The organism is Arthrobacter sp. A5 (assembly GCF_051131705.1).
Taxonomy (GTDB): Bacteria; Actinomycetota; Actinomycetes; order Actinomycetales; family Micrococcaceae; genus Arthrobacter_M.
Map to the genome: position 1 here is coordinate 629,297 of NZ_CP180316.1, position 18,366 is coordinate 647,662.

Consider the following 18,366-nt stretch of genomic DNA (forward strand, 5'->3'; position numbering starts at 1 on the left):
ATCCGTTCCGACGATACAGGCATATCACGCCGTCGGGAGAGAATTTAAGAAGTAGCGCACGAGTCCACCCTCGGTAAGACTGGAACCGTGGCTGTGGGGCGGTTTGCGCCTGAGGCAAAGACCGGAAGGAGTTACATGCGGTTGGCATTTTCCACTTTGGGTGCGCCTGACGCTTCCGTAATGCAATTGATCCAGTGGGCACGGCGGTTTGGGGCCCGTGGGCTCGAACTACGGGTGGACGACGGCGGCATCACACCTTTGGGGCTGACCGCAGCCGGGCGCGTGGAGCTTCGGCAGGCACTTGAGGATGCCGGGGTTGAGGTGCTGGCCCTGGCGAGCTACGTCAAGATCTGCGCGCCGGGACCGGACCACGAGGTGCTGGCCGGCCTGCGTGCGAACCTGCAGCTTGCTGCCGATTTAGGAGCGCGGGGGATGCGGGTTTTCCCCGGGGCAGGCGTAGATCCCTTGACGACGGCTGATATGTCAGAGTTCGACGCGGCAGGTGCCCGGCGGCTGTCGGCGGTGCTGGGCGAGGCCGGGCATCTGGGAGTCCGGCTGCTGCTGGAAACGCACGATTCGCATCCACGGGGAGCGGATGTCGCGCGCATTTTGGCGCTGGTGGATGACCCGGGCGCGGTTTTGGCCGCAGTTGCGGCCGACGCGGAACCGGGCCCGTCCGGCGTGGGCATCATCTGGGACGTGCTGCACCCCTGGCGTTACGGCGAGACCCCGCGGGAGACGGCGCGGCATGTGGCCCCATACTATGCCTACAGCCAGTTCAAGGACGGGCAAATAGGCTCCGCGCCGACGGACGTCACCCTCCGACTGCCGGGCGAGGGCGACGTGCCGCTGCGGGAAATGGCGCGGCTGGCCACAGCGCTGAGCGCTGCGCAGGGCAAGGACGATCCGTGGTTCTCGCTGGAATGGGAGAAGGCCTGGCACCCGGAGCTGCCTGACCTTCCGGAAGCCCTCGCAGCCCTGCAGCAGGTACTGGCAGCGGACTAGATCGCGGAATCAAAGCCACAAGACTCAACGGGCTGGGCTGCCCAATCGATTATGGTTTGCGGGCGAAGATCTCCACCGGGGCTAGGACGCCGGCCCGGAACGCTGCGAGCAGATTGGCCATCCGCGGCGGCCCATCGGGGCCCAGGACCAGCAGCGGGCCGAGCGGCGACGGACCCTTTTCCGCCGTCCGCGCCTGTCCGCGCTCCATGAAAGCGATGCCAAAATCGCGGCGGTTCCGCTCCGAGTCGACCGCAAAGCCGGCCGCTTCCATCCCCTCGGAGTATTCCAACGGTGTCCCGACGAAGGAGTCTGCCGGCACCGTGGACTATGGCAGCGGGAAGGTGGGTTCGTCGTCGCTCATCCGCATCACGTCGTAGACGGCGAAGACGCCACCGGGCTTGAGGACTCGGAATACCTCAGCGAACAGCGCAGCTTTATCGTCGATGTTCATCCCGACATGCAGCATGGTGGGGACGTCAAACTCGTCGTCGCCAAACGGCAGCGCCAGCGCGCTGCCCTGGCTGAAGGTAACCTGCCCGCTTAGCCCGGTCAGCTCGGTCAGCGACCGGGCAACCTGGACGAATTCCGGGGTCAGATCGACGCCATGGACCGTTACCCCGAAGCGATGGGCGAAATGCCGGGCCGTGCCGCCGATGCCGCTGCCCACGTCCAGCACGCGGGAACCGCTGTGGATGCCGGCGCTGCTTGCAAGGTCCTCGGTGGCTTTGATGCCGCCGATGTGGAACTCATCCGCGCCGGCGAGGTCCTCCTGGTGCAGGTGGTCCGGGTCGCGGCCCTCGGCCTGCACGGCCTCGAGTAGCCGCTCCTGAAGATCCCCGCGCGAGTAGTGCCTGACCACATTGGCTTCCGTATCCACGATGATCTCCCTGCCCCCGAGCCCGTTCTTCACGCTGAACAACTTCATGCCGAAAACTGCACGCTGAACAACTGAAATATTGAGCCGATCATACGCTCGATTGTGCCGGGCTGCGTGCCACGTCAACACGCAGCCCTATCCGGTCGTGGCGATGTCCTTCGCATCCAGAATCCGGTAGGCATAGCCCTGCTCCGCCAGGAAGCGCTGGCGCTTGGCCGCAAAGTCCTGATCCAGGGTGTCACGTGCCACCAGGGTGTAGAACCGCGCTGACCGCCCGTCCGCCTTGGGCCGAAGCAGCCGACCAAGCCGCTGCGCCTCCTCTTGCCGGGAGCCGAAGGAGCCGGAGACCTGAATTGCTACGGACGCCTCCGGCAGGTCGATGGAAAAATTCGCCACCTTGGAGACCACCAAGGTATGGATGATCCCGTTCCGAAACTCGCCGAAGAGCCGCTGCCGTTCCTTAACACTTGTCTCGCCCTTGATGACGGGGGCATCAAGGTGTTGGGCAATTTCATCGAGTTGATCGATGTACTGCCCGATCACCAGCAGCTGCTCACCCTGATGGGACTTGACCAGCCGCTCCACCACAGCGGTCTTGGTCTCGCTGGTGGCGCAGAGCCGGTATTTGTCCGCATCGTCGGCCATGGCGTAGGCCATCCGTTCGTCACGCGGCAGATCCACCCGGACCTCCACGCAGTCCGCCGGCGCGATGTAGCCTTGCGCCTCGATGTCCTTCCATGGGGCGTCGTAGCGTTTAGGCCCAATCAACGAGAAAACCTCGCCTTCCCGGCCATCCTCCCGGACCAGCGTCGCTGTTAGCCCGAGCCGTCGTCGTGCCTGCAGATCCGCCGTCATCCGGAAGATCGGCGCGGGCAACAGGTGCACCTCGTCGTAGATGATCAGACCCCAGTTATTGGCATCCAACAGCTCCAGATGCGGATACAGCCCGCCGCGCCGCATGGTCAGGACCTGATAGGTGGCAATGGTGACCGGCCGGACCTCCTTGACGGCACCGGAGTATTCACCAATCTCGGACTCCGTCAACGTGGTGCGCTTGAGCAGCTCGTCCTTCCATTGCCTGGCGGAGACGGTGTTGGTGACCAGGATCAACGTGGTGGTCTGGCTGACGGCCATCGCGGCGGCGCCGACCAGCGTTTTGCCCGCGCCGCAGGGGAGCACGACGACGCCGGAACCGCCGGCCCAGAAATTCTCCACCGCGAGTTGCTGGTACGGACGCAGTTTCCAGCCCTCCTCCAGCAGCGCCACAGGATGCGGCGTGCCGTCGACATAGCCGGCGAGGTCCTCTGCGGGCCAGCCGATTTTCAGCAGCAGCTGCTTGAGCGCGCCGCGCGCGGAGGCGTGCACGACGACGGTCATCGGGTCAATGCGCGGGCCCAGCAGCGGCTCGATCTTCTTGGCCCGGATCACTTCCTCCATCACCGGGTAGTCGTCCGTGCGCAGGACCAGTCCGTGCACGGGATCCTTTTCCAGCCGGAGCCGGCCGTACCGGGACATGGTTTCCGCGACGTCGATCAGCAGCGCGTGCGGCACCGGGAACCGCGAGTACTTGAGCAACGTGTCAAGGACCTGCTCCGCGTCCAGCCCGGCGGCGCGGGCGTTCCACAGCCCAAGCGGCGTGAGCCGGTAGCTGTGCATATGCTCGGGGGCCCGTTCCAGCTCGGCAAACGCGGCAATCGCGTGCCGGGCCTCGGTGGCCTGGGGATGATCCACCTCCAGCAGGATGGTTTTGTCACTCTGGACGATCAGCGGGCCGTCGGTCATCTATCCCTCGCTTCGGTGTCAGTTAGCGCGACTTCGGTGGCAGCCAGCGCGTCGGTCCGATCGCCGGTCGGCGCCCCTGGTTCGGCCAGCTCCACGTCCATCACGCGGTGGATGGAAACCACCCGCTCAATCTCGCGGCCTGGGTCATAGACGCGGACCCGGCCGCCGCTGACCGACAGCGGTACCAGCACCTGCTGATCATGATTGCCGTTGCTGTCCACAATCGAGATATTGACGGACTTCTTCAGCCTGATGGCCTGGCGCAGGGTCTCGAGACCCAATTGCGGCCCCGTCTCCGGGCCGGCCGGAACCCACGACGGTTTGCTCCGCAGCGCGGAGAGCTGGGCGGCAATATCTTCTTCGGCCGGCTCCCGCGCGGAGGTCCTGCCCGGCTGGACCACCGCTGGACCGGACTGAGGCACCTTCACCGGGCCGCCGCCGTCGGACTCCAGGACGGCCGGCGCCATCCCCAGCTCACGCAGCGCCGCGGCGACCTCGCGTGCACCGGACTTGGCGGTCAACACCGTGGGGGCCAGCGCCACCAGCCCCAAATGCTTGAGCACCGGGATCTGCAGCAGCTCCTGGAGCATCATCTCATCCTCACTCTGCAGATAGCTGAAGGCGGTTCCGACGCGGAGCCGGCCATGGCGCGCGGCGGTATCCTCCACAAGGTAGCGCAGCGGCTGCGGAATATCCGTCGCCGAGTGCCGGGCCAGAAAATCGAGGATCCCCTCGGCGTCCTGCCCGGCATCCAGGGCGCGCCGGAGGGACGCGGCGCTGAACCGGAAGATGGTGGCCGGACCCTGGCCCTCCGCCGCCGCGAGCAGGTTCAGTTCTGCAGTCAGTTCGGGGGACAAGTAACCGGGTGCGACGGCGGTCAGATCGGCCTGCAGCAGCACATGGGCCAGCGGTCGTGGCAGCGCCGCGTGCAGCGCGGCGAGTGCCTCCTCGGGCTTACCGGAGGCGACGGCGGAGCCCATCACGGTGAGCGAGCCGGATCCCGTCAGCCCGAGCAGCTCGGCTTCGTGCAGAAACCCCGGCAGCAGGCGCGGGAGCCGCCGTGCCAGCCGCGGCTGCCGCCACTGGAAGCGCGCCAGGATGGCGGCGCCGTCGAGCACGGGCACCATGCCCGGCGCACTCGCGGCTGACGGTGATGTGCCCGTGTCACCCGCATCCGTGCTTGCCGCAGCCGCTTCGTCGCTGAGCTCGAGCATGATGGCGAGTGTTTGCTTCCTCAACACGGGTGCATCGGGCCGATATGCCTCCGCCCCCAGTGCGTTGATGAGCCCCGTCCCCGCGGTCTTGGAGCCGGTGCCGGATCCTGCCGAACCGGAAGCGTTGCCGGAAGTGTTGCCGCCGCCCGAGCCGTCCCGGGAGGATGGCTGACCTACCAGGGCGGGCGCCCGGTCCGCCTTGAGCCAGGACGTGGCAAGCCAGAGCCATTGCTGCTCCCGGGGCAGTTGCTGCCAATGCGTCTGCGCCACACGCCAGCGGGACGTATCCACGTCCAGTACCAGCAAAGAGGCCAGCGCGGCCAGCTCCAGCAGCAGTGTCGTCATTTCCGTATCGATGCGCAACGCGTCGGCCAGCCGACGGACCTCACGCACGCCGACGCCCCCGGCGCGCAGCGTTGCCAGTGGCGTGTTCTGGACCTGCGCCAGCAGCTCGGTCTCCAGCCGCAGCACCTCGGCAATGGATCCCAGCGCGGCATTGCTCACCAGCGAGGAGCTGGTGGCTCTTAATTGCGGTGCCGGGGGTGCCACGCTGAAATCGCGGACAATGACGCGGCCGCGAAGCACCATCGCCACGTCGGAGGGCAACTCCACGTGCTCGTTGTCCAGCGGAACCAGCAGCCCGCGCGCCAGCAGCCAATCCACCGGCGAGGCGTCGTTGATCCCGGGGCCGGCTATCCGCTGAGCGTTGGGGATGGCGCCCATGGCACCGGCGCTGAACCGGTCCAACATGCCCTGCGTATTCTCCGGGGCGCCGGACAGCAGCCGCTCCAGCGTCCCCGGGGTGTCAACCCAGGCATGCATCGCCAGTGCCGCTTCCATCGGCGTTGAAGCATCCTTCACCCCCGCTCCGGACTGCTGCAGCGCCTTCAGGGTCTGCAGCAGCCGCACCCCGACCGACGGTTGGGTGCGGACCAGCTCCACGTATCTCCGGCCCAGTCCCGCCGGGTGCAGGCCGATGACGTCCTTGAGACTGCTGACCGGCAGGTATGCCCGCGATTTGACTGGCTGTCCGGACTGGGCCGGATCACGGTACAGCAAGGCCCGGGCGTGCAGGTCTCTGAGGATGGCGTCGAGGGTTGACACCGTGCTGCCGGCCATCAACGGCTTGAGCATCGATGCCGTGGCGCTGAGTCCCAAATCCTCGTTGGTGGTCAGATGCAGCACCTCGAGCACCTGGCTCTGCGGCTGATTGAGCTTGTCCAGGGCCCGGGCGACACTGACTCTGGCGCAGGCTCGGGCCGCGAGGGCGGCAAAATCGGGAACGGCCGGGGAGATCAGGTCCGGGCGTGCATCGAAGAGCATGCGCAAAGCATTGTCACTTCGCGCCGCCAGTTCCGCCGTCAAAATCCGAATAGAGGACATCGCTCTAACGGTACCGTGGGCAGCCTAATCTGAACACGTGACGGTGTCCCTGATAGCGGGCCGCAGCCGCGCCCGAAAGGGGCGATTTTCCGCAGTCCAACGGGCCGTGGCAGTCGCCCTTTGGGCAGGCCGGTCAGAGCCGACGGCGGCGGGCGATGGCGCGCAACACGCCGATCCCCATCAGGACGAATGCCAGCGGCAACCCAATCATGGCGATCCAGTCCAACGCGCTCCAGGGCCTACCGCCGGCGACCTTGACCAGCAGTACGCTCGCCAGCGACGCCACACAGACAACGGCGAGTACCGCAGCAGCTACATTGAAGACCAGCCCGCTGCGGCCGGAGTCAGGCATGGCACGGCCGTTCTCAGTCATGCCGTTAACGCTAACAGCGGACACCTTGGCGGCAAAGCCGCGGCGCCGGGGACGACACGCTAACCTAGAGGGAGCAGACCAACACGCCCAACGCCGTCGCGCCCAATTGGAGGCTTTCCTTTGAGGTTTACGTGCAGCCGCGGGGGACCCGAGCAAGACGATGAACGAGGTAAACGAAGTGCCAACCGGGAAAGTCAAGTGGTATGACAACGAAAAGGGCTTCGGCTTCCTGACCACCGATGACGGCAAGGAAGTGTTCCTGCACGCCAATGCGCTGCCGGACGGTGTTTCCGAGGTCAAGGTGGGCATGCGGATGGAATTCGGGGTCGCCGACGGGCGCAAGGGTGCCCAGGCGATGGCCGCGCGGATTCTCGACAAGGCGCCGTCGGTCGCGAAGGCCAAGCGGATGCCGCCCATGGAACTGGCGCCGATTGTGCAGGATCTGGTGAGCATGCTGGAGAAATCCGTCGGGGGTCTGACCAACGGCAAATACCCGGACGGCGACGCCGGCAGGATTGCGGCTGCGCTGCGCAAGGTCGCCGAAAACTTCGACGCGTGATGGCCGATTCCTTAACTCCCGCAGCGGTGCCCGCCGGGTCCACCGGATCCACGGTGCCCGCCGGATCCACGGTGCCCGCCGGATCCACGGTGCCCGCCGGATCCACGGTGCCCGCCGTGCCCGCCGGGTCCACGGTGCCCGCCCAGCCCGGTGCGGGAAAGCGGCCGAAGGGCCGGCCCGGCGTGCCGCTGTGGCGCACCGGGAAGCCCGACGCCGTGCTGGCGGCCGCCGTCGACGTTGCCAGACAGGGCGTGCTGGGGATCGCTGACGAACGGCAGATCGGCGCGCACCTCGGAGTCCGCAGCGAGGGCGAGCGCGTCGCAACGCACCTTTTTGAGTGCAGGATGAGCGGGTACGTGGGCTGGCAGTGGTTTGCCGTGCTGGCGCGGGTGTCCCGGTCCAAAACCGCGACGGTTAATGAGGTGGGGCTGCTGCCATCAGAAAACTCGGTGCTCGCGCCGGACTGGGTGCCGTGGGCGGACCGGGTCCGGCCGGGGGATGACGAGGAGGCGGCAGAGCTGGCTGGCCTCCTCCTGCCGGAGACGTCCGGTGCGCCCGAGAACGGTCTGCCCGAGAACGCAGCCGCGTTGGCCACGGCGCTGCTGGAACAGGAAGAGGCACTGGGGCAGGATGCTGCCGACGCCGAGGCAGACACCCACAACTGACCCGTTACATTTATCGATTGACCCCTTCATCCGGGACGCAGTTGAGGCGCATGTTTCGCCAAAACATGCGCCTCAACTGCGTTGTCGATTCGGTGACTGGGGCTAGAGGTTCCCGATGACGTAGTCGATGCACTTGGTCAGCGCGGTCACGTCGTCGGGCTCGATCGCGACGAACGTGGCCACCCGGAGCTGATTGCGGCCGAGCTTGCGGTACGGCTCGACGTCGACAATTCCGTTGGAGCGTAGGATTTTGGCCACCGCCGCCGCGTCCACGGAATCATCAAAGTCGATGGTGACGATGACGTTGGAACGGTCAGCCGGGTCGCTCACGTAGGGGGTGGCGACCGGGGACTGCTCGGCCCAGGCGTACAGGCGGCCGGCCGAGTCGGCAGTGCGGGCGGACGCGAAGTCCAGGCCGCCACTGGCGTTGAGCCACTTGATCTGCTCATTGAGTGTCACCAGCGTGGACAGCGCCGGGGTGTTGTACGTCTGGTTCAATCGGGAGTTATCGACCGCTGTCTGCAGGTTCAGGAAGTCCGGAATCCAGCGGCCGCCGGCTTGGATCTTTGCTGCGCGCTCCAGCGCGGCCGGAGAGAACAGACCAAGCCACAGGCCGCCGTCGGACGCAAAATTCTTCTGCGGCGCAAAGTAGTACACATCGGCCTGGGCGATGTCGACGTCGAGGCCGCCGGCCGCCGACGTGGCGTCAATGACCATCAGAGCGCCCTCGTCGGCCCCGGAAACGCGCTGCACCGGCGCGGCCACGCCGGTGGAGGTCTCATTCTGCGGCCAGGCATAAACGTCCACGCCGGCCTCGGCTTGGGCCGCCGGCCGGGTACCGGGCCCGGACGTGATAATGGAAGAGGCGTCCAGGAAAGGAGCCTTGTTGGTGGCCCCGGCGAATTTGGAACCGAACTCGCCGAAGCTCAGGTGCTGGGCCTTCCGCTCCACCAGGCCGAAGGCGGCAATGTCCCAGAACGCCGTGGACCCGCCGACGCCGAGGATCACCTCGTACCCGTCCGGTGCCCTGAAGAACCGGCTCAGCCCGGCGCGTACTTCGCCAACCAGGTTTTTCACCGGCGCCTGACGGTGTGATGTGCCCAGCAGGTTGTGCCCGGCGCCAGCCAGCGCCGCCACTTGCTCCGGCCGTACCTTCGAAGGTCCGGCGCCAAAGCGTCCGTCCAGGGGCAGCAGCGGTGCCGGGATGGTCAGGGCAGTGGATTGGCTCACGGGTAGCTCCAAGAGGATTGAACGGCGGGGCGTTATTGGTTGGTCATAATTCTGCCGTGGCGTGGCACCTCAGCGTTAACCGGTCCGTGTCGCACGACGTAAAGTTCAGCCTCGCTGTGGTCCGGCGGCTTCAGTGGAATAATTTTCCGCCATCTGACAAGCAAGCTAACCTAGAGCAGAGAGTGCAAGGGCCGGCACGAAAAAGTCGCAGGTTCCGTTGCTGGCCCGCATCATGAAAATCGTGCGCGCAGGTTTCCTATCGAAGCGCCAGGAAGGTGTTGACTTGTCCGACTTGATCGACACGACAGAAATGTATTTGAGAACCATCCTGGAGCTGCAAGAGGAAAACATCGTGGCGCTGCGGGCTCGGATTGCCGAGCGCCTGCACCACTCGGGGCCTACTGTCTCGCAGACCATCGGCCGGATGGAGCGCGACGGCCTGGTGGTCGTTTCCGGGGACCGGCATCTGGAGCTGACCGAGACGGGCCGGCATAAGGCAACCCTGGTGATGCGCAAGCACCGCTTGGCGGAGCGGCTGCTCTCCGACGTGATCGGATTGGATTGGGCTTACGTCCACGACGAGGCCTGCCGCTGGGAACACGTCATGAGCGAGCGGGTGGAGAAACGGATCTACGAGCTGCTGGGCCATCCGGAGGAGTCGCCCTACGGTAACCCCATTCCGGGCCTTGAGGCTTTGGGCGGACGCTCGTCGAAGGCTTTCACCGACGGGGTCATCAATCTGTTGGACGCCATGCCGCTGTACACCGCATCGTCAAGGGTGGAGATCTGCCGGCTGTCCGAGCGGATTCAAGTGGATCCGGAATTGCTGACCCAGCTCGACGAGGGCGGATTGCGCCCGGGCGCGCGGATTTCGCTGGCCCTGGTGGGCGACTACATCTCCGTGCGGGTGCCCGATATCGACGGCGCATTGGAGCTTCCGCCCGAGGTTGCTGCCCATGTGTTTGTCTCCGTGAGCTGATTACGCTCTGCGCGGAACCCGGTCGCGCGTTTGTCGCCTGTACTGTAGCACCTAGCAGCCACCACCAAACCTAGTGAAGGTGGGACGACGGATGAGTTGTCCATAGGAATTATAACGAATCCGTTACGGGGAAAAGTTTCTACCGTATAGTAGCTACCTGGCGCTGATACCAAAGCGTTACCTTTCCGTCGCCGAACCTTGCCAGCGGAACATAGGAAAAACCGCATGGCAAGGGCGGGGGACCCACTCAACGGCAGCTGAAGACACGCTGCCTTGGGGTGAAGTCCGTCCGGGCATGAGACGGCTGAGGCGGCCATTCCATTCGGATACGACGGGGCCGTGCCGTGCCCTCCGGGCCGAGCTGCAGATCATTCCCCAGACTCGAATCCGACAGCTGACTCCGCAGGCGTACGAGAGAGGCTCAACCTTGTCCACGATTCACCGGCATGGCCGCAGACGCGGGTTTCCTGTGGCTCCCGCGTCACCCGCTGCCCCAATCTGCCGACGCAACACCATCCACCGCGAACGGCGGAGCAATCGCCGGCACCCCTCGGTGCGGGGGCTGTTCCGTGGGGCCGTTTCCGCCGGGATTAGCCAGACAGCGGGCATGGCATTGGCGGCGACCGGCCTGGCACTGGCCGTGACCATGCCGACGACGGCGGCGACTCTGTCCGTCGGTGCAGCCGGGCGTGCAGCGGCCGAAGATGCCGTCATTACGGCGGATCCGGGCGTGCCGATGGCATTTGATCGTCCCCAGGTGAGCAGCCGGCCCGACGCGGACGGCAAGCTGCATCAGACTCTCGCCGTGTCCGCCGCCGAGGTCACTGCTGCCGCAGCCAAAGGTGTCCTGAGTGCGCCGCTGGATACCCTACAGCAGACCTCGGGCTTCGGTAGCCGCATCAACCCGTTGACCGGAGAGATGGGGGAGGTCCATACCGGCCAAGACTACGGTGTGGCTTGCGGCAGTGCCGTTCATGGTGCGGCCGGCGGCACCGTGACCTTCGCTGGGTGGCATCCCTACGGCGGCGGAAACCGTATTGTGATCGATCACGGCAACGGCCTGTCGACCACGTACAACCACCTCTCACAGATCGGCGTGACCGTCGGCCAGACGCTGGAGCGCGGGGCACGGATCTCTCTCAGCGGCACCACTGGCTCCTCGACGGGCTGCCATCTGCACTTCGAGGTAGTGGTCAACGGCACCCTTGTTGACCCCCTCGGCTGGCTCTGACGCCAGCACTTTTTCACAGCGCCATCCACAGCTCACCGTGACCAGAATGTGACATTGCGTTGAATCTGTTGTAGCGTCTTACTCGCGCCAAGTTGTACAGAAGTTGGCGCCCATGAGTGGATTGCCTAGCTCTGCCACCGCTCACGGTCCGTTCGCAACAATCGTCTGGCAGGGGCGGGGGAACCAATAACGGACTTCGTCAGAAGTCCTTGGGGTGAAGCCGCGAAGCGTTCATCGGAAGAAATTCCGCAGAATGTGGAGCGGCCGGGTGACTCCCATCCGAATCCGACAGCTTACCTCGCAGGCATTGGGAGAGGCTTCAGCCGTGTCATCAGTCAATACCCTTGGTCGCCATAGAGTGGCCACGGTCAGTAAAAACCCGCTTTCGGCCATTTCGAAGGCCGTATCCTCCAATGCGGGGACCGTGGGCCGGCAGGCAGCGGTCATCGCCGCGGCTTCGGGCCTGATCCTAAGCATCGGACTTCCGGCGCAGGCGTCAGAAACCGGTCGCGTCACCACCGATGCGTCCGCAGCCGTTCAGGTTGCTCCGCTGTCGATCACGGCACCGGCCACCGCCGCGGTGTCCTTCGACCGTCCCGCCGTCAGCTCCACGCCGGCTCCTGTAGTCGCCGCAGCAGCACCGATCGCCGCAGCAGCACCGATCGCCGCAGCAGCACCGATCGCTGCAGTTGCACCGCTCGCCGAAGCAGCCGACCAGGTGACTGCTGCTCAGAACACCGCAGCCGAAGCCGTCGCAAAGACCGAGGCCGTTGCCGCTCCTGTCGTGGGCAGTGGGCATGCGGGCGTCGCAGCGGCCGCCTATGCAGGAATCGGACATCCCTATGTCTGGGGCGGCACCAGCACCTCGGGCTGGGACTGTTCAGGATTTGTGCAGTGGGCATACGCCCAAGCAGGAATTTCCGTTCCGCGGACCAACCAGTGGAGCGGAATGGTTCAGACATCCAACCCGCAGCCCGGCGATCTGGTTGTACAGAACGGCGGAGTCCACGTCGGCATCTACGTGGGTAACGGCATGGTCATCAGTGCGCTGAACCCGAGCGTCGGCACAGTACTGCTGCCGGCCACCGCTACCGGAACCTCCGTCTTCTACACCCTTCCGTAACCGCCAGCACATTCCAAACGGGCCGATGGCCCGCGAAAAAAATCCGCCGAGGCCCTTGCCCGGAAGCTGCCCCTTCAGCTTGAAGACATTGAAAGTGAGTACCACATGACCTCTCGTGCACCTATTGCACGGCACCGCGCCGTGGTGTCAAAGACCAAATCGATTTCAGTTATTGCAAAAGCCGTAACTTCGAATGCGGGCGGCGTAGGCCGCCAGGCCGCAGTCATTGCAGCCGCATCCGGTCTGGTCCTGACTAGCGGTATCGCCGCCAACGCCGCTGAGCCCTCGATGACGCGGGTGTCCGACGCATCCTCGACCCTTAACGTCAAAGCGGCAGCGCTGCAGGCCATTACCGCCGACGCGACTGCCGCGGTGTCGTTCGTCAAGCCGACTGTGACGTCGATCCCGGCCCCGCCGCCTGCGCCGGTAGCTCCCGTTGAGGCGCAGGCCGACCAGATCGCACCGGTCGTCCAGGAAGCCGTCGCGAACACGAACAACGCTGCCCCTGCAGCGGCTGCCCCTGCAGCGGCTGCCCCTGCAGCGGCTGCCCCTGTAGTGGCTGCTCCGGCCGCAGCCCCTGCTCCCGCCGCAGCCCCTGCTCCCGCCGCAGCCCCTGCTCCGGCCGCAGCCCCTGCTGCGGCCGCAGCCCCTGCTGCCGCCAGCGGAGTCGGCGCCACTATCGCCGCAGCCGCCTACTCGCAGCTCGGAGTCCACCAGGACTGCACCGCACTCGCCAGCAACGCCCTTGCCGCCGCGGGCATCTTCTACCACGGCTGGCCGGCCGGCTACATGTCCCTGGGACGTACGGTCTCCGCCGCTGAAGCCCAGCCTGGCGATCTGATCTACTACGACAACGCAGGCGCCGGTGTGCCCCACATCGCCGTCTATGTCGGCAATGGCCAGGCAATCCACGGCGGATTCAACGGTGGTAACACTGAGCTGTTCACCGCGTACCTGGGTTCCGGCCCGGTCTTCATTGCGATCGGCCACTAGCATAATCTGCGTCAACGGCTGAAGCAGCTTTCACAAGGTCCCCGCGGATTGCGGGGACCTTTTGCTGCTTAAACGCGTGCAGCGTCGGGTTAGGCGAGGACGCAGGAACGAGAGTTAAGCGCCGCCAGCGCCGGGACGGACGACGGTGGCAGCGCCCGGTTGGTGACTGCGGCAATGCCTGGTTGGTGACTGAGGCAGTCCATCACCGGATTGGGCGAATCGGGCATCGAGTGTTTAGTCTTATCCTGACGATCCACGGTTCGGGCACGCGGAGGGCAGCCGGCTCTCCGGCAACGGTCCCGGAACTTGCCGGAAGAAGCTTGTGCATGCGCACTCTCATTCTGAATGCTGGATATGAGCCCCTGGCAGTTGTGACTTTCCGCCGGGCGCTGGTCCTTGTCCTCACCGGGAAGGCGAGCGTCATCGCCGAAACCGACGACCCCGTGGTGGGCCCGAGCGGGATTCTGGGTAGGCCGTCCGTGATCCTGCTGACGCGATATGTGCGGCTTCCGTATAACCGTCCGGCCCCCGTTACCCGGCGCGGCGTGCTGCGCCGCGATGATCACCGGTGCGCCTATTGCGGCAAGACCGCGAGCACAGTGGACCACGTCGAACCCCGGTCCAGGGGCGGGATCGACAGCTGGGAGAACCTGGTGGCGTGCTGCCTGCGCTGCAACGGACTCAAGGGGGACCACACACCCGCGCAGATGGGGTGGAAACTGCATACCACCCCGCAGCCTCCGCGCAGCGGTTTTTGGCAGATCAAGGAGCTGGATAAGCCGGTGCCGGAGTGGGTACCGTTCCTTCGGCAGGAGTCGGCGGCGTAAGCTGTACCCATACGCCGAGGTTAGGACGCCATGATGATGCAGCCGGTCACGTTTGTGGAGATTCACAGTCCCGATATGGCTGCGACACGTACCTTTATGCAGGCCACCTTTGGCTGGGACCCGCAGCCCTTCGGCACGCCGGAGTATCTGATGACGGAGCACGGTAGCGCGTCCGGCGTTGACACCGGACTGATGGCTTCCCAAGACGGCGATCCGCACGCCACGCCTGTCATCGCCGTTCCCGATCTGGAGGCCGCAATGGCCGCTGTTGTCAGCAACGGGGGCGCCATTGTGTATCCGCGCTTCAACAAAGGTGCGGCTGGTGGCGCCTGTTACGTTGTGGACCCCGCTGGTGTCCTGATCGGCCTGCACGAGATGCAGCCGGCTGCCGCCGAAAGCGCGGACGACGGCGGTAGTGAGGAACGTCTGGGCTTTGCCTGAGTTGGCCGGTTCAGCCCGGTTCGCCATTGTCGGGGCGATAATCCTCGCCGGCGGGCGGTCATCGCGTCTGGGCGGAATCGCGAAAGCGGCGCTGCTGATCGGCGGAGTGAGCCTGCTTTCCGGTACTGTCGATGCCGCACGAGGAGCACTGCACGCCGGCGAACGCAGCCAGGTCCGTCGACCTTCCATCGTCGTGGTCGGTCCGGTGCAGCAGCTGCTGAGTCTGCTGGGACCGTCGGGAGCCGGCGGCGAATCCTCGCCGGAGGCCTCCGTTCCATCGACCATACCGGCGCCGGAGGTGTTGCTGGTCCGTGAGGACCCGCCATATTCGGGGCCCGCTGCTGCAATGGCAGCCGGCTTGGCCCTGCTCACGGGCACTGCCACGGGCACTGCCACTGCCGGCGCCGCACCCGATACGGGTGCCGGTGGCGAATGCGTTTTGGTGCTCGCCTGCGACATGCCCCACGTCTCCACAGTCGTCTCCTCGTTGCTTCGCCGGCTCGAAACCGCAGCAGCGGAGCACCTACCACAGGGTGTGGAGGGCTGGCTGGCTTCAGATCAAGGACGTGATCAGCCGTTGGCCGCGGTTTACCGGATGGCGCCGCTCCTTCGTGCCGTTGAACTGGCACGAGCGTCCGGCTCGCTAAAGAATGCCTCGGTGTTCCGCCTGATTGCTAGTCTGGACTTGGTTCGTGTGGACGTTCCTGCCGGCAGCACTGCGGACGTTGACAGTTGGGGTGATGCGGCGGCTCTGGGAATTGACGGCATTCCGGGGCTCAGCCCACCCGATGCCGCCGACGATGAGTGACGCCGGCTTTAACACGCATGAGCCAGAATCGTAACCAAAGCCTGTCGCAGCCAGCGATCCAGACCGATATGCACGGAGGAACAGTCATGAAGAGCCAGGAAGAAGTGCTGGAGGATTGGGTCCACACGCTGCTGCAGGCCTTTGAGATTGCCGACCTGACGATTGATACCAATGCCGTCCTCAAGGTTGCCGGCGAGGCCGCGCACGCTGTGGTGCGCCCGGCCGCTCCACTGACGACGTTTATCGCCGGACTCGCAGCCGGGCTGGCTGCCGGTTCAGGTCAGGCAGCCGAAGCTGCAGCCATGCGGGCGGCGCTGGAACTGGCCGGGAATTTAGCGGTTGCCGAAGCCGGCGGGGAGGATTAGTGGGCCGCGCCAACCCGGCGCCGGCCCTCATGGCGGCGGAACCGTCGGGTGCTGCGGCAGCAGCCGGGAACTTCGGTGACGGACCCGTCGCACAAGATCCCACCGACGGTGCCCCAGACGGTCGCGCGGGCGTTGAGTCTGCCGTCGGCCCGGCCACCGAGCCGGCACCCGCGATGCGTTTGCCGCACAGCTGGGAGGAGGCAAGGGCGCGGGCCTACGACTGCGCCGCACCGTTGCCCGCGCACCCGGTCCCGCTCCAGCAGGGAATCGGACGGATCCTGGCCCGGGACATCCTCGCGCTGCAGGACATGCCGCACTATGCGTCGTCGGCCATGGACGGTTGGGCCGTCACCGGCAGTCCGCCGTGGATCCTGGCCGAGCCCGGCCGACGGCTGGCCCCGGGTCAGGCCAGCCCGGTGGTCACGGGTGGCCTCATCCCTGTCGGCGCCAAAGCCGTGTTGCGCAGCGAATCAGGCCAACTGAGCACAGACGACGACGGGCTGCCGGTGCTGGTGCTCAGCGAAAGGGCCAGGCCGGGAGAGCCCAAGGGCGGCCAGCACATCCGTAGGCAGGCCGAGGAAGCTGCCGTCGGCGACAGGCTCGTGCTGGCCGGCCAGACCCTCAACCCGGCTCATATCGCGCTTGCAGCATTGGCCGGACTCGATGAGGTCCACGTGCTCGGCCGGCCCGCGGTGAAACTCGTTTTTACCGGCGATGAGGTGATTCCCGCCGGCTTGCCGGAGCCTGGACAGGTCCGGGATACCTTTTCGCCCCAGCTGGCGGCGGTGGTCCGCATGTTGGGCGCGTCGGTGGTGGCCCAGCAGCGCGCTGCCGACAGTCTGGCAGCCATGCTAGACGCACTCGAAGACCCCGCGGACAACCCGGCCGATGTTGTGATCACAACCGGTGCGACCGGCCGGTCCAGCGCTGATTTCCTGCGGGCGGCCATCGCGCACCTGGGTGGGACGATGATCGTTGATGGCATCGCCATGCGCCCTGGACATCCGACTTTACTCGCAGAGTTCCCGGACGGACGCCTGTTGGTGGGCCTGCCCGGAAATCCGCTGGCGGCCATGATGGGACTGTTGACCGTCGCCGCGCCGCTGCTCGCGGGACTGGGCAGCTGCGACCGCCCGGGAACCGGGGAAGTCTTCTGCGGTATCCCGATTCCTGAGAGCCCGGGCCGCACCCGGTTGTTGCCCTATCGGCTGGTTTACGGACTCGCATCGCCGGCAAAATTTGCCGATTCCGGCATGCTGCGCGGCCTGGCCGCCGCGGACGGAGTGATGCTTGTGCCGCCGCACGGGGCCAAAATGGGTGAAGCCCTGAGTACGATTCCGCTGCCCTGGTGAAGCCAAGGGCCCCGGCGCCGTTCAGGACCGGCACGGTTGCCTGTTGTCGGGCTGATTGGCTGAAGCCCGACTCCGAGCGTAGGCCTGACTGAGCATAAAGCAGCCTCAGTTCACAAAGCAGCCACGGCCACAAATCCGACACAATACAAAAACTTTGAGCACCGCAGGAGGACGCATGGGACGGCTTACACAACGGGTCAGGATGGCCAAGGTCAGGCTGACTGCCGCCAGCCACAGTGTTGCCGCGGGCGACAGTGTTTCCGCCAGCCACAGTGCTGCTGCGGGCCGCGATGGTGTTGCTGCGCCGGCGGCGACGGTGCACCAGATCGAGGACACGTTGGCCGTCGAAGAGCCGCTGGAAATCCGACTGGGGGACGATCCTTTCAGCGTGACCATGCGGACGCCCGGTGATGACTTTGACCTGGTTGCCGGCTTCCTGGTCTCCGAGGGTGTCATCTGGGAGCCCGGGCAACTGGTGTCGCTGCGCTTTTGCGCAGGCGAAGATGAAAACGGCCGGCAGACCTTCAACGTGGTGCAGGCGCAGCTTCGTCCCGATGTCGCGCTGCCGGATACCGGACTGCAGCGCCATGTCTACACCACCAGCTCCTGCGGAATCTGCGGGACCGCCTCCATCGAGGCCGTCCGGAAGTCCTCCCACTTTGCGTCGGCTGCGGCGGTGCAGGGATTTCCTCTGCTGACCATGGAGGTGCTGGCGTCGCTCCCGGACAGGCTGCGGCGGCAGCAGAAGCTGTTCGAGCGGACCGGGGGCGTGCATGCCGCCGGCCTGTTCGACAGCACCGGCGAACTGCTGTGCCTGCGCGAAGATGTGGGGCGGCACAATGCCGTGGACAAAGTGGTGGGCTGGGCGCTGCGGGAGGGCCGGCTGCCGTTGCGCTCGACGGTGCTCCAGGTATCCGGGAGGGCGTCCTTCGAGCTTGTACAGAAAGCTGCCCTCGCCGGCGTCCCTGTCCTCGCGGCGGTGAGCGCGCCGTCGTCGTTGGCCGTTGAACTGGCCGAAAGCTCGGGACTGACTCTTGTCGGCTTCAGCCGCGGCGGCAGCCTGAATGTGTACGCCCATCCGGAGCGGGTCCTCGTTTCCTGATTGCTGCGTTGTCCATCGGTGGCTCCCTTACTAGGGTGGACAGCACGGCGAACGGTC

At 65.9% G+C, this 18,366-nt stretch carries 19 protein-coding genes and 2 riboswitches; of the genes, 13 read left to right on the plus strand and 6 right to left on the minus strand.

Annotation, left to right across the window (positions count from 1 at the left end; all coding sequences use genetic code 11):
• Window positions 1–180: 180 nt before the first annotated feature.
• Window positions 181–1,005, plus strand: coding sequence for a sugar phosphate isomerase/epimerase family protein (locus ACLLJI_RS03010; protein WP_434617765.1), 825 nt, complete (start codon window positions 181–183; stop codon window positions 1,003–1,005).
• A 49-nt stretch (window positions 1,006–1,054) separates the two neighbouring features.
• Here ACLLJI_RS03010 and ACLLJI_RS03015 read toward each other — a convergent pair whose 3' ends face one another.
• The 5 genes from ACLLJI_RS03015 to ACLLJI_RS03035 all read right to left on the minus strand — a co-directional run bounded on the left by ACLLJI_RS03015 (window position 1,055) and on the right by ACLLJI_RS03035 (window position 6,634).
• Window positions 1,055–1,324 (minus strand): hypothetical protein, encoded by a 270-nt coding sequence (locus tag ACLLJI_RS03015; protein WP_434617768.1) that lies wholly within the window; start codon window positions 1,322–1,324, stop codon window positions 1,055–1,057.
• A gap of 6 nt (window positions 1,325–1,330) precedes the next feature.
• Window positions 1,331–1,930, minus strand: coding sequence for a class I SAM-dependent methyltransferase (locus ACLLJI_RS03020; RefSeq protein WP_434617770.1), 600 nt, complete (start codon window positions 1,928–1,930; stop codon window positions 1,331–1,333).
• A gap of 87 nt (window positions 1,931–2,017) precedes the next feature.
• On the minus strand, window positions 2,018–3,664 hold the full coding sequence (locus tag ACLLJI_RS03025; protein WP_434617773.1) for a DNA repair helicase XPB: 1,647 nt from the start codon (window positions 3,662–3,664) through the stop codon (window positions 2,018–2,020).
• Window positions 3,661–6,261 carry a helicase-associated domain-containing protein gene (locus ACLLJI_RS03030; RefSeq protein ID WP_434617776.1) on the minus strand — a complete coding sequence of 867 codons (2,601 nt, stop codon included), beginning with the start codon at window positions 6,259–6,261 and terminating at the stop codon, window positions 3,661–3,663. The genes ACLLJI_RS03025 and ACLLJI_RS03030 overlap by 4 nt, the downstream gene beginning before the upstream one ends.
• A gap of 133 nt (window positions 6,262–6,394) precedes the next feature.
• Window positions 6,395–6,634, minus strand: a complete 240-nt coding sequence (locus tag ACLLJI_RS03035; protein WP_434617779.1) for a hypothetical protein — start codon at window positions 6,632–6,634, stop codon at window positions 6,395–6,397.
• 178 nt (window positions 6,635–6,812) lie between these two features.
• Here ACLLJI_RS03035 and ACLLJI_RS03040 point away from each other — a divergent pair, with 178 nt between their 5' ends.
• The gene (locus ACLLJI_RS03040) at window positions 6,813–7,193 is read left to right on the plus strand and encodes a cold-shock protein (RefSeq protein ID WP_283558460.1); all 381 of its coding nucleotides are present in this window, start codon (window positions 6,813–6,815) and stop codon (window positions 7,191–7,193) included.
• Window positions 7,193–7,858 carry a DUF3027 domain-containing protein gene (locus tag ACLLJI_RS03045; protein ID WP_434621128.1) on the plus strand — a complete coding sequence of 222 codons (666 nt, stop codon included), beginning with the start codon at window positions 7,193–7,195 and terminating at the stop codon, window positions 7,856–7,858. Before ACLLJI_RS03040 ends, ACLLJI_RS03045 begins: the two co-directional genes overlap by 1 nt.
• Window positions 7,859–7,960: 102 nt before the next feature.
• Here the strand turns inward: ACLLJI_RS03045 and serC are convergent, their stop codons facing one another.
• Complete coding sequence (gene serC / locus ACLLJI_RS03050; RefSeq protein WP_434617784.1) at window positions 7,961–9,088, minus strand: phosphoserine transaminase; 1,128 nt, start codon at window positions 9,086–9,088, stop codon at window positions 7,961–7,963.
• Window positions 9,089–9,371: 283 nt separating this feature from the next.
• On the opposite strand from serC, the gene ACLLJI_RS03055 reads away from it, so the two are divergent.
• The 10 genes from ACLLJI_RS03055 to fdhD all read left to right on the plus strand — a co-directional run bounded on the left by ACLLJI_RS03055 (window position 9,372) and on the right by fdhD (window position 18,309).
• Window positions 9,372–10,067 carry a metal-dependent transcriptional regulator gene (locus tag ACLLJI_RS03055; protein ID WP_283558463.1) on the plus strand — a complete coding sequence of 232 codons (696 nt, stop codon included), beginning with the start codon at window positions 9,372–9,374 and terminating at the stop codon, window positions 10,065–10,067.
• A 179-nt stretch (window positions 10,068–10,246) separates the two neighbouring features.
• A riboswitch (cyclic di-AMP (ydaO/yuaA leader) is annotated at window positions 10,247–10,491 on the plus strand.
• A 183-nt stretch (window positions 10,492–10,674) separates the two neighbouring features.
• Window positions 10,675–11,298 (plus strand): M23 family metallopeptidase, encoded by a 624-nt coding sequence (locus ACLLJI_RS03060; protein WP_434617787.1) that lies wholly within the window; start codon window positions 10,675–10,677, stop codon window positions 11,296–11,298.
• 136 nt (window positions 11,299–11,434) lie between these two features.
• Window positions 11,435–11,619, plus strand: a riboswitch (cyclic di-AMP (ydaO/yuaA leader).
• Window positions 11,620–11,623: 4 nt separating this feature from the next.
• Window positions 11,624–12,421 carry a C40 family peptidase gene (locus ACLLJI_RS03065; protein ID WP_434617790.1) on the plus strand — a complete coding sequence of 266 codons (798 nt, stop codon included), beginning with the start codon at window positions 11,624–11,626 and terminating at the stop codon, window positions 12,419–12,421.
• A 105-nt stretch (window positions 12,422–12,526) separates the two neighbouring features.
• Window positions 12,527–13,414: an NlpC/P60 family protein gene (locus ACLLJI_RS03070; RefSeq protein WP_434617793.1), complete on the plus strand. Its 888-nt coding sequence runs from the start codon at window positions 12,527–12,529 to the stop codon at window positions 13,412–13,414.
• Window positions 13,415–13,740: 326 nt separating this feature from the next.
• Window positions 13,741–14,241 carry an HNH endonuclease gene (locus ACLLJI_RS03075; protein WP_283558468.1) on the plus strand — a complete coding sequence of 167 codons (501 nt, stop codon included), beginning with the start codon at window positions 13,741–13,743 and terminating at the stop codon, window positions 14,239–14,241.
• A 30-nt stretch (window positions 14,242–14,271) separates the two neighbouring features.
• Window positions 14,272–14,682, plus strand: coding sequence for a VOC family protein (locus tag ACLLJI_RS03080; RefSeq protein ID WP_283558469.1), 411 nt, complete (start codon window positions 14,272–14,274; stop codon window positions 14,680–14,682).
• Complete coding sequence (mobA, locus tag ACLLJI_RS03085; RefSeq protein ID WP_434617798.1) at window positions 14,675–15,490, plus strand: molybdenum cofactor guanylyltransferase; 816 nt, start codon at window positions 14,675–14,677, stop codon at window positions 15,488–15,490. Before ACLLJI_RS03080 ends, mobA begins: the two co-directional genes overlap by 8 nt.
• Before the next feature lie 86 nt (window positions 15,491–15,576).
• On the plus strand, window positions 15,577–15,855 hold the full coding sequence (locus ACLLJI_RS03090) for a DUF6457 domain-containing protein (protein WP_283558471.1): 279 nt from the start codon (window positions 15,577–15,579) through the stop codon (window positions 15,853–15,855).
• Window positions 15,855–17,207, plus strand: a complete 1,353-nt coding sequence (locus ACLLJI_RS03095; RefSeq protein WP_434617802.1) for a molybdopterin molybdotransferase MoeA — start codon at window positions 15,855–15,857, stop codon at window positions 17,205–17,207. Before ACLLJI_RS03090 ends, ACLLJI_RS03095 begins: the two co-directional genes overlap by 1 nt.
• Before the next feature lie 175 nt (window positions 17,208–17,382).
• A complete protein-coding gene (gene fdhD, locus ACLLJI_RS03100; protein ID WP_283558472.1) occupies window positions 17,383–18,309 on the plus strand; it encodes a formate dehydrogenase accessory sulfurtransferase FdhD in 927 nt (308 codons plus the stop codon).
• Window positions 18,310–18,366 lie beyond the last annotated feature (57 nt).

Excerpts from the sequence above, each read along its gene's own strand:
- ACLLJI_RS03010 (WP_434617765.1), top strand. The coding sequence starts at position 181 with ATGCAATTGATCCAGTGGGCACGGCGGTTTGGGGCCCGTGGGCTCGAA.
- ACLLJI_RS03020 (WP_434617770.1), bottom strand. The coding sequence starts at position 1,930 with ATGAAGTTGTTCAGCGTGAAGAACGGGCTCGGGGGCAGGGAGATCATC.
- ACLLJI_RS03025 (WP_434617773.1), bottom strand. The coding sequence starts at position 3,664 with ATGACCGACGGCCCGCTGATCGTCCAGAGTGACAAAACCATCCTGCTG.
- ACLLJI_RS03030 (WP_434617776.1), bottom strand. The coding sequence starts at position 6,261 with ATGTCCTCTATTCGGATTTTGACGGCGGAACTGGCGGCGCGAAGTGAC.
- ACLLJI_RS03035 (WP_434617779.1), bottom strand. The coding sequence starts at position 6,634 with ATGACTGAGAACGGCCGTGCCATGCCTGACTCCGGCCGCAGCGGGCTG.
- ACLLJI_RS03045 (WP_434621128.1), top strand. The coding sequence starts at position 7,193 with ATGGCCGATTCCTTAACTCCCGCAGCGGTGCCCGCCGGGTCCACCGGA.
- ACLLJI_RS03060 (WP_434617787.1), top strand. The coding sequence starts at position 10,675 with ATGGCATTGGCGGCGACCGGCCTGGCACTGGCCGTGACCATGCCGACG.
- ACLLJI_RS03070 (WP_434617793.1), top strand. The coding sequence starts at position 12,527 with ATGACCTCTCGTGCACCTATTGCACGGCACCGCGCCGTGGTGTCAAAG.
- ACLLJI_RS03075 (WP_283558468.1), top strand. The coding sequence starts at position 13,741 with ATGCGCACTCTCATTCTGAATGCTGGATATGAGCCCCTGGCAGTTGTG.
- ACLLJI_RS03080 (WP_283558469.1), top strand. The coding sequence starts at position 14,272 with ATGATGATGCAGCCGGTCACGTTTGTGGAGATTCACAGTCCCGATATG.
- ACLLJI_RS03090 (WP_283558471.1), top strand. The coding sequence starts at position 15,577 with ATGAAGAGCCAGGAAGAAGTGCTGGAGGATTGGGTCCACACGCTGCTG.
- fdhD (WP_283558472.1), top strand. The coding sequence starts at position 17,383 with ATGGGACGGCTTACACAACGGGTCAGGATGGCCAAGGTCAGGCTGACT.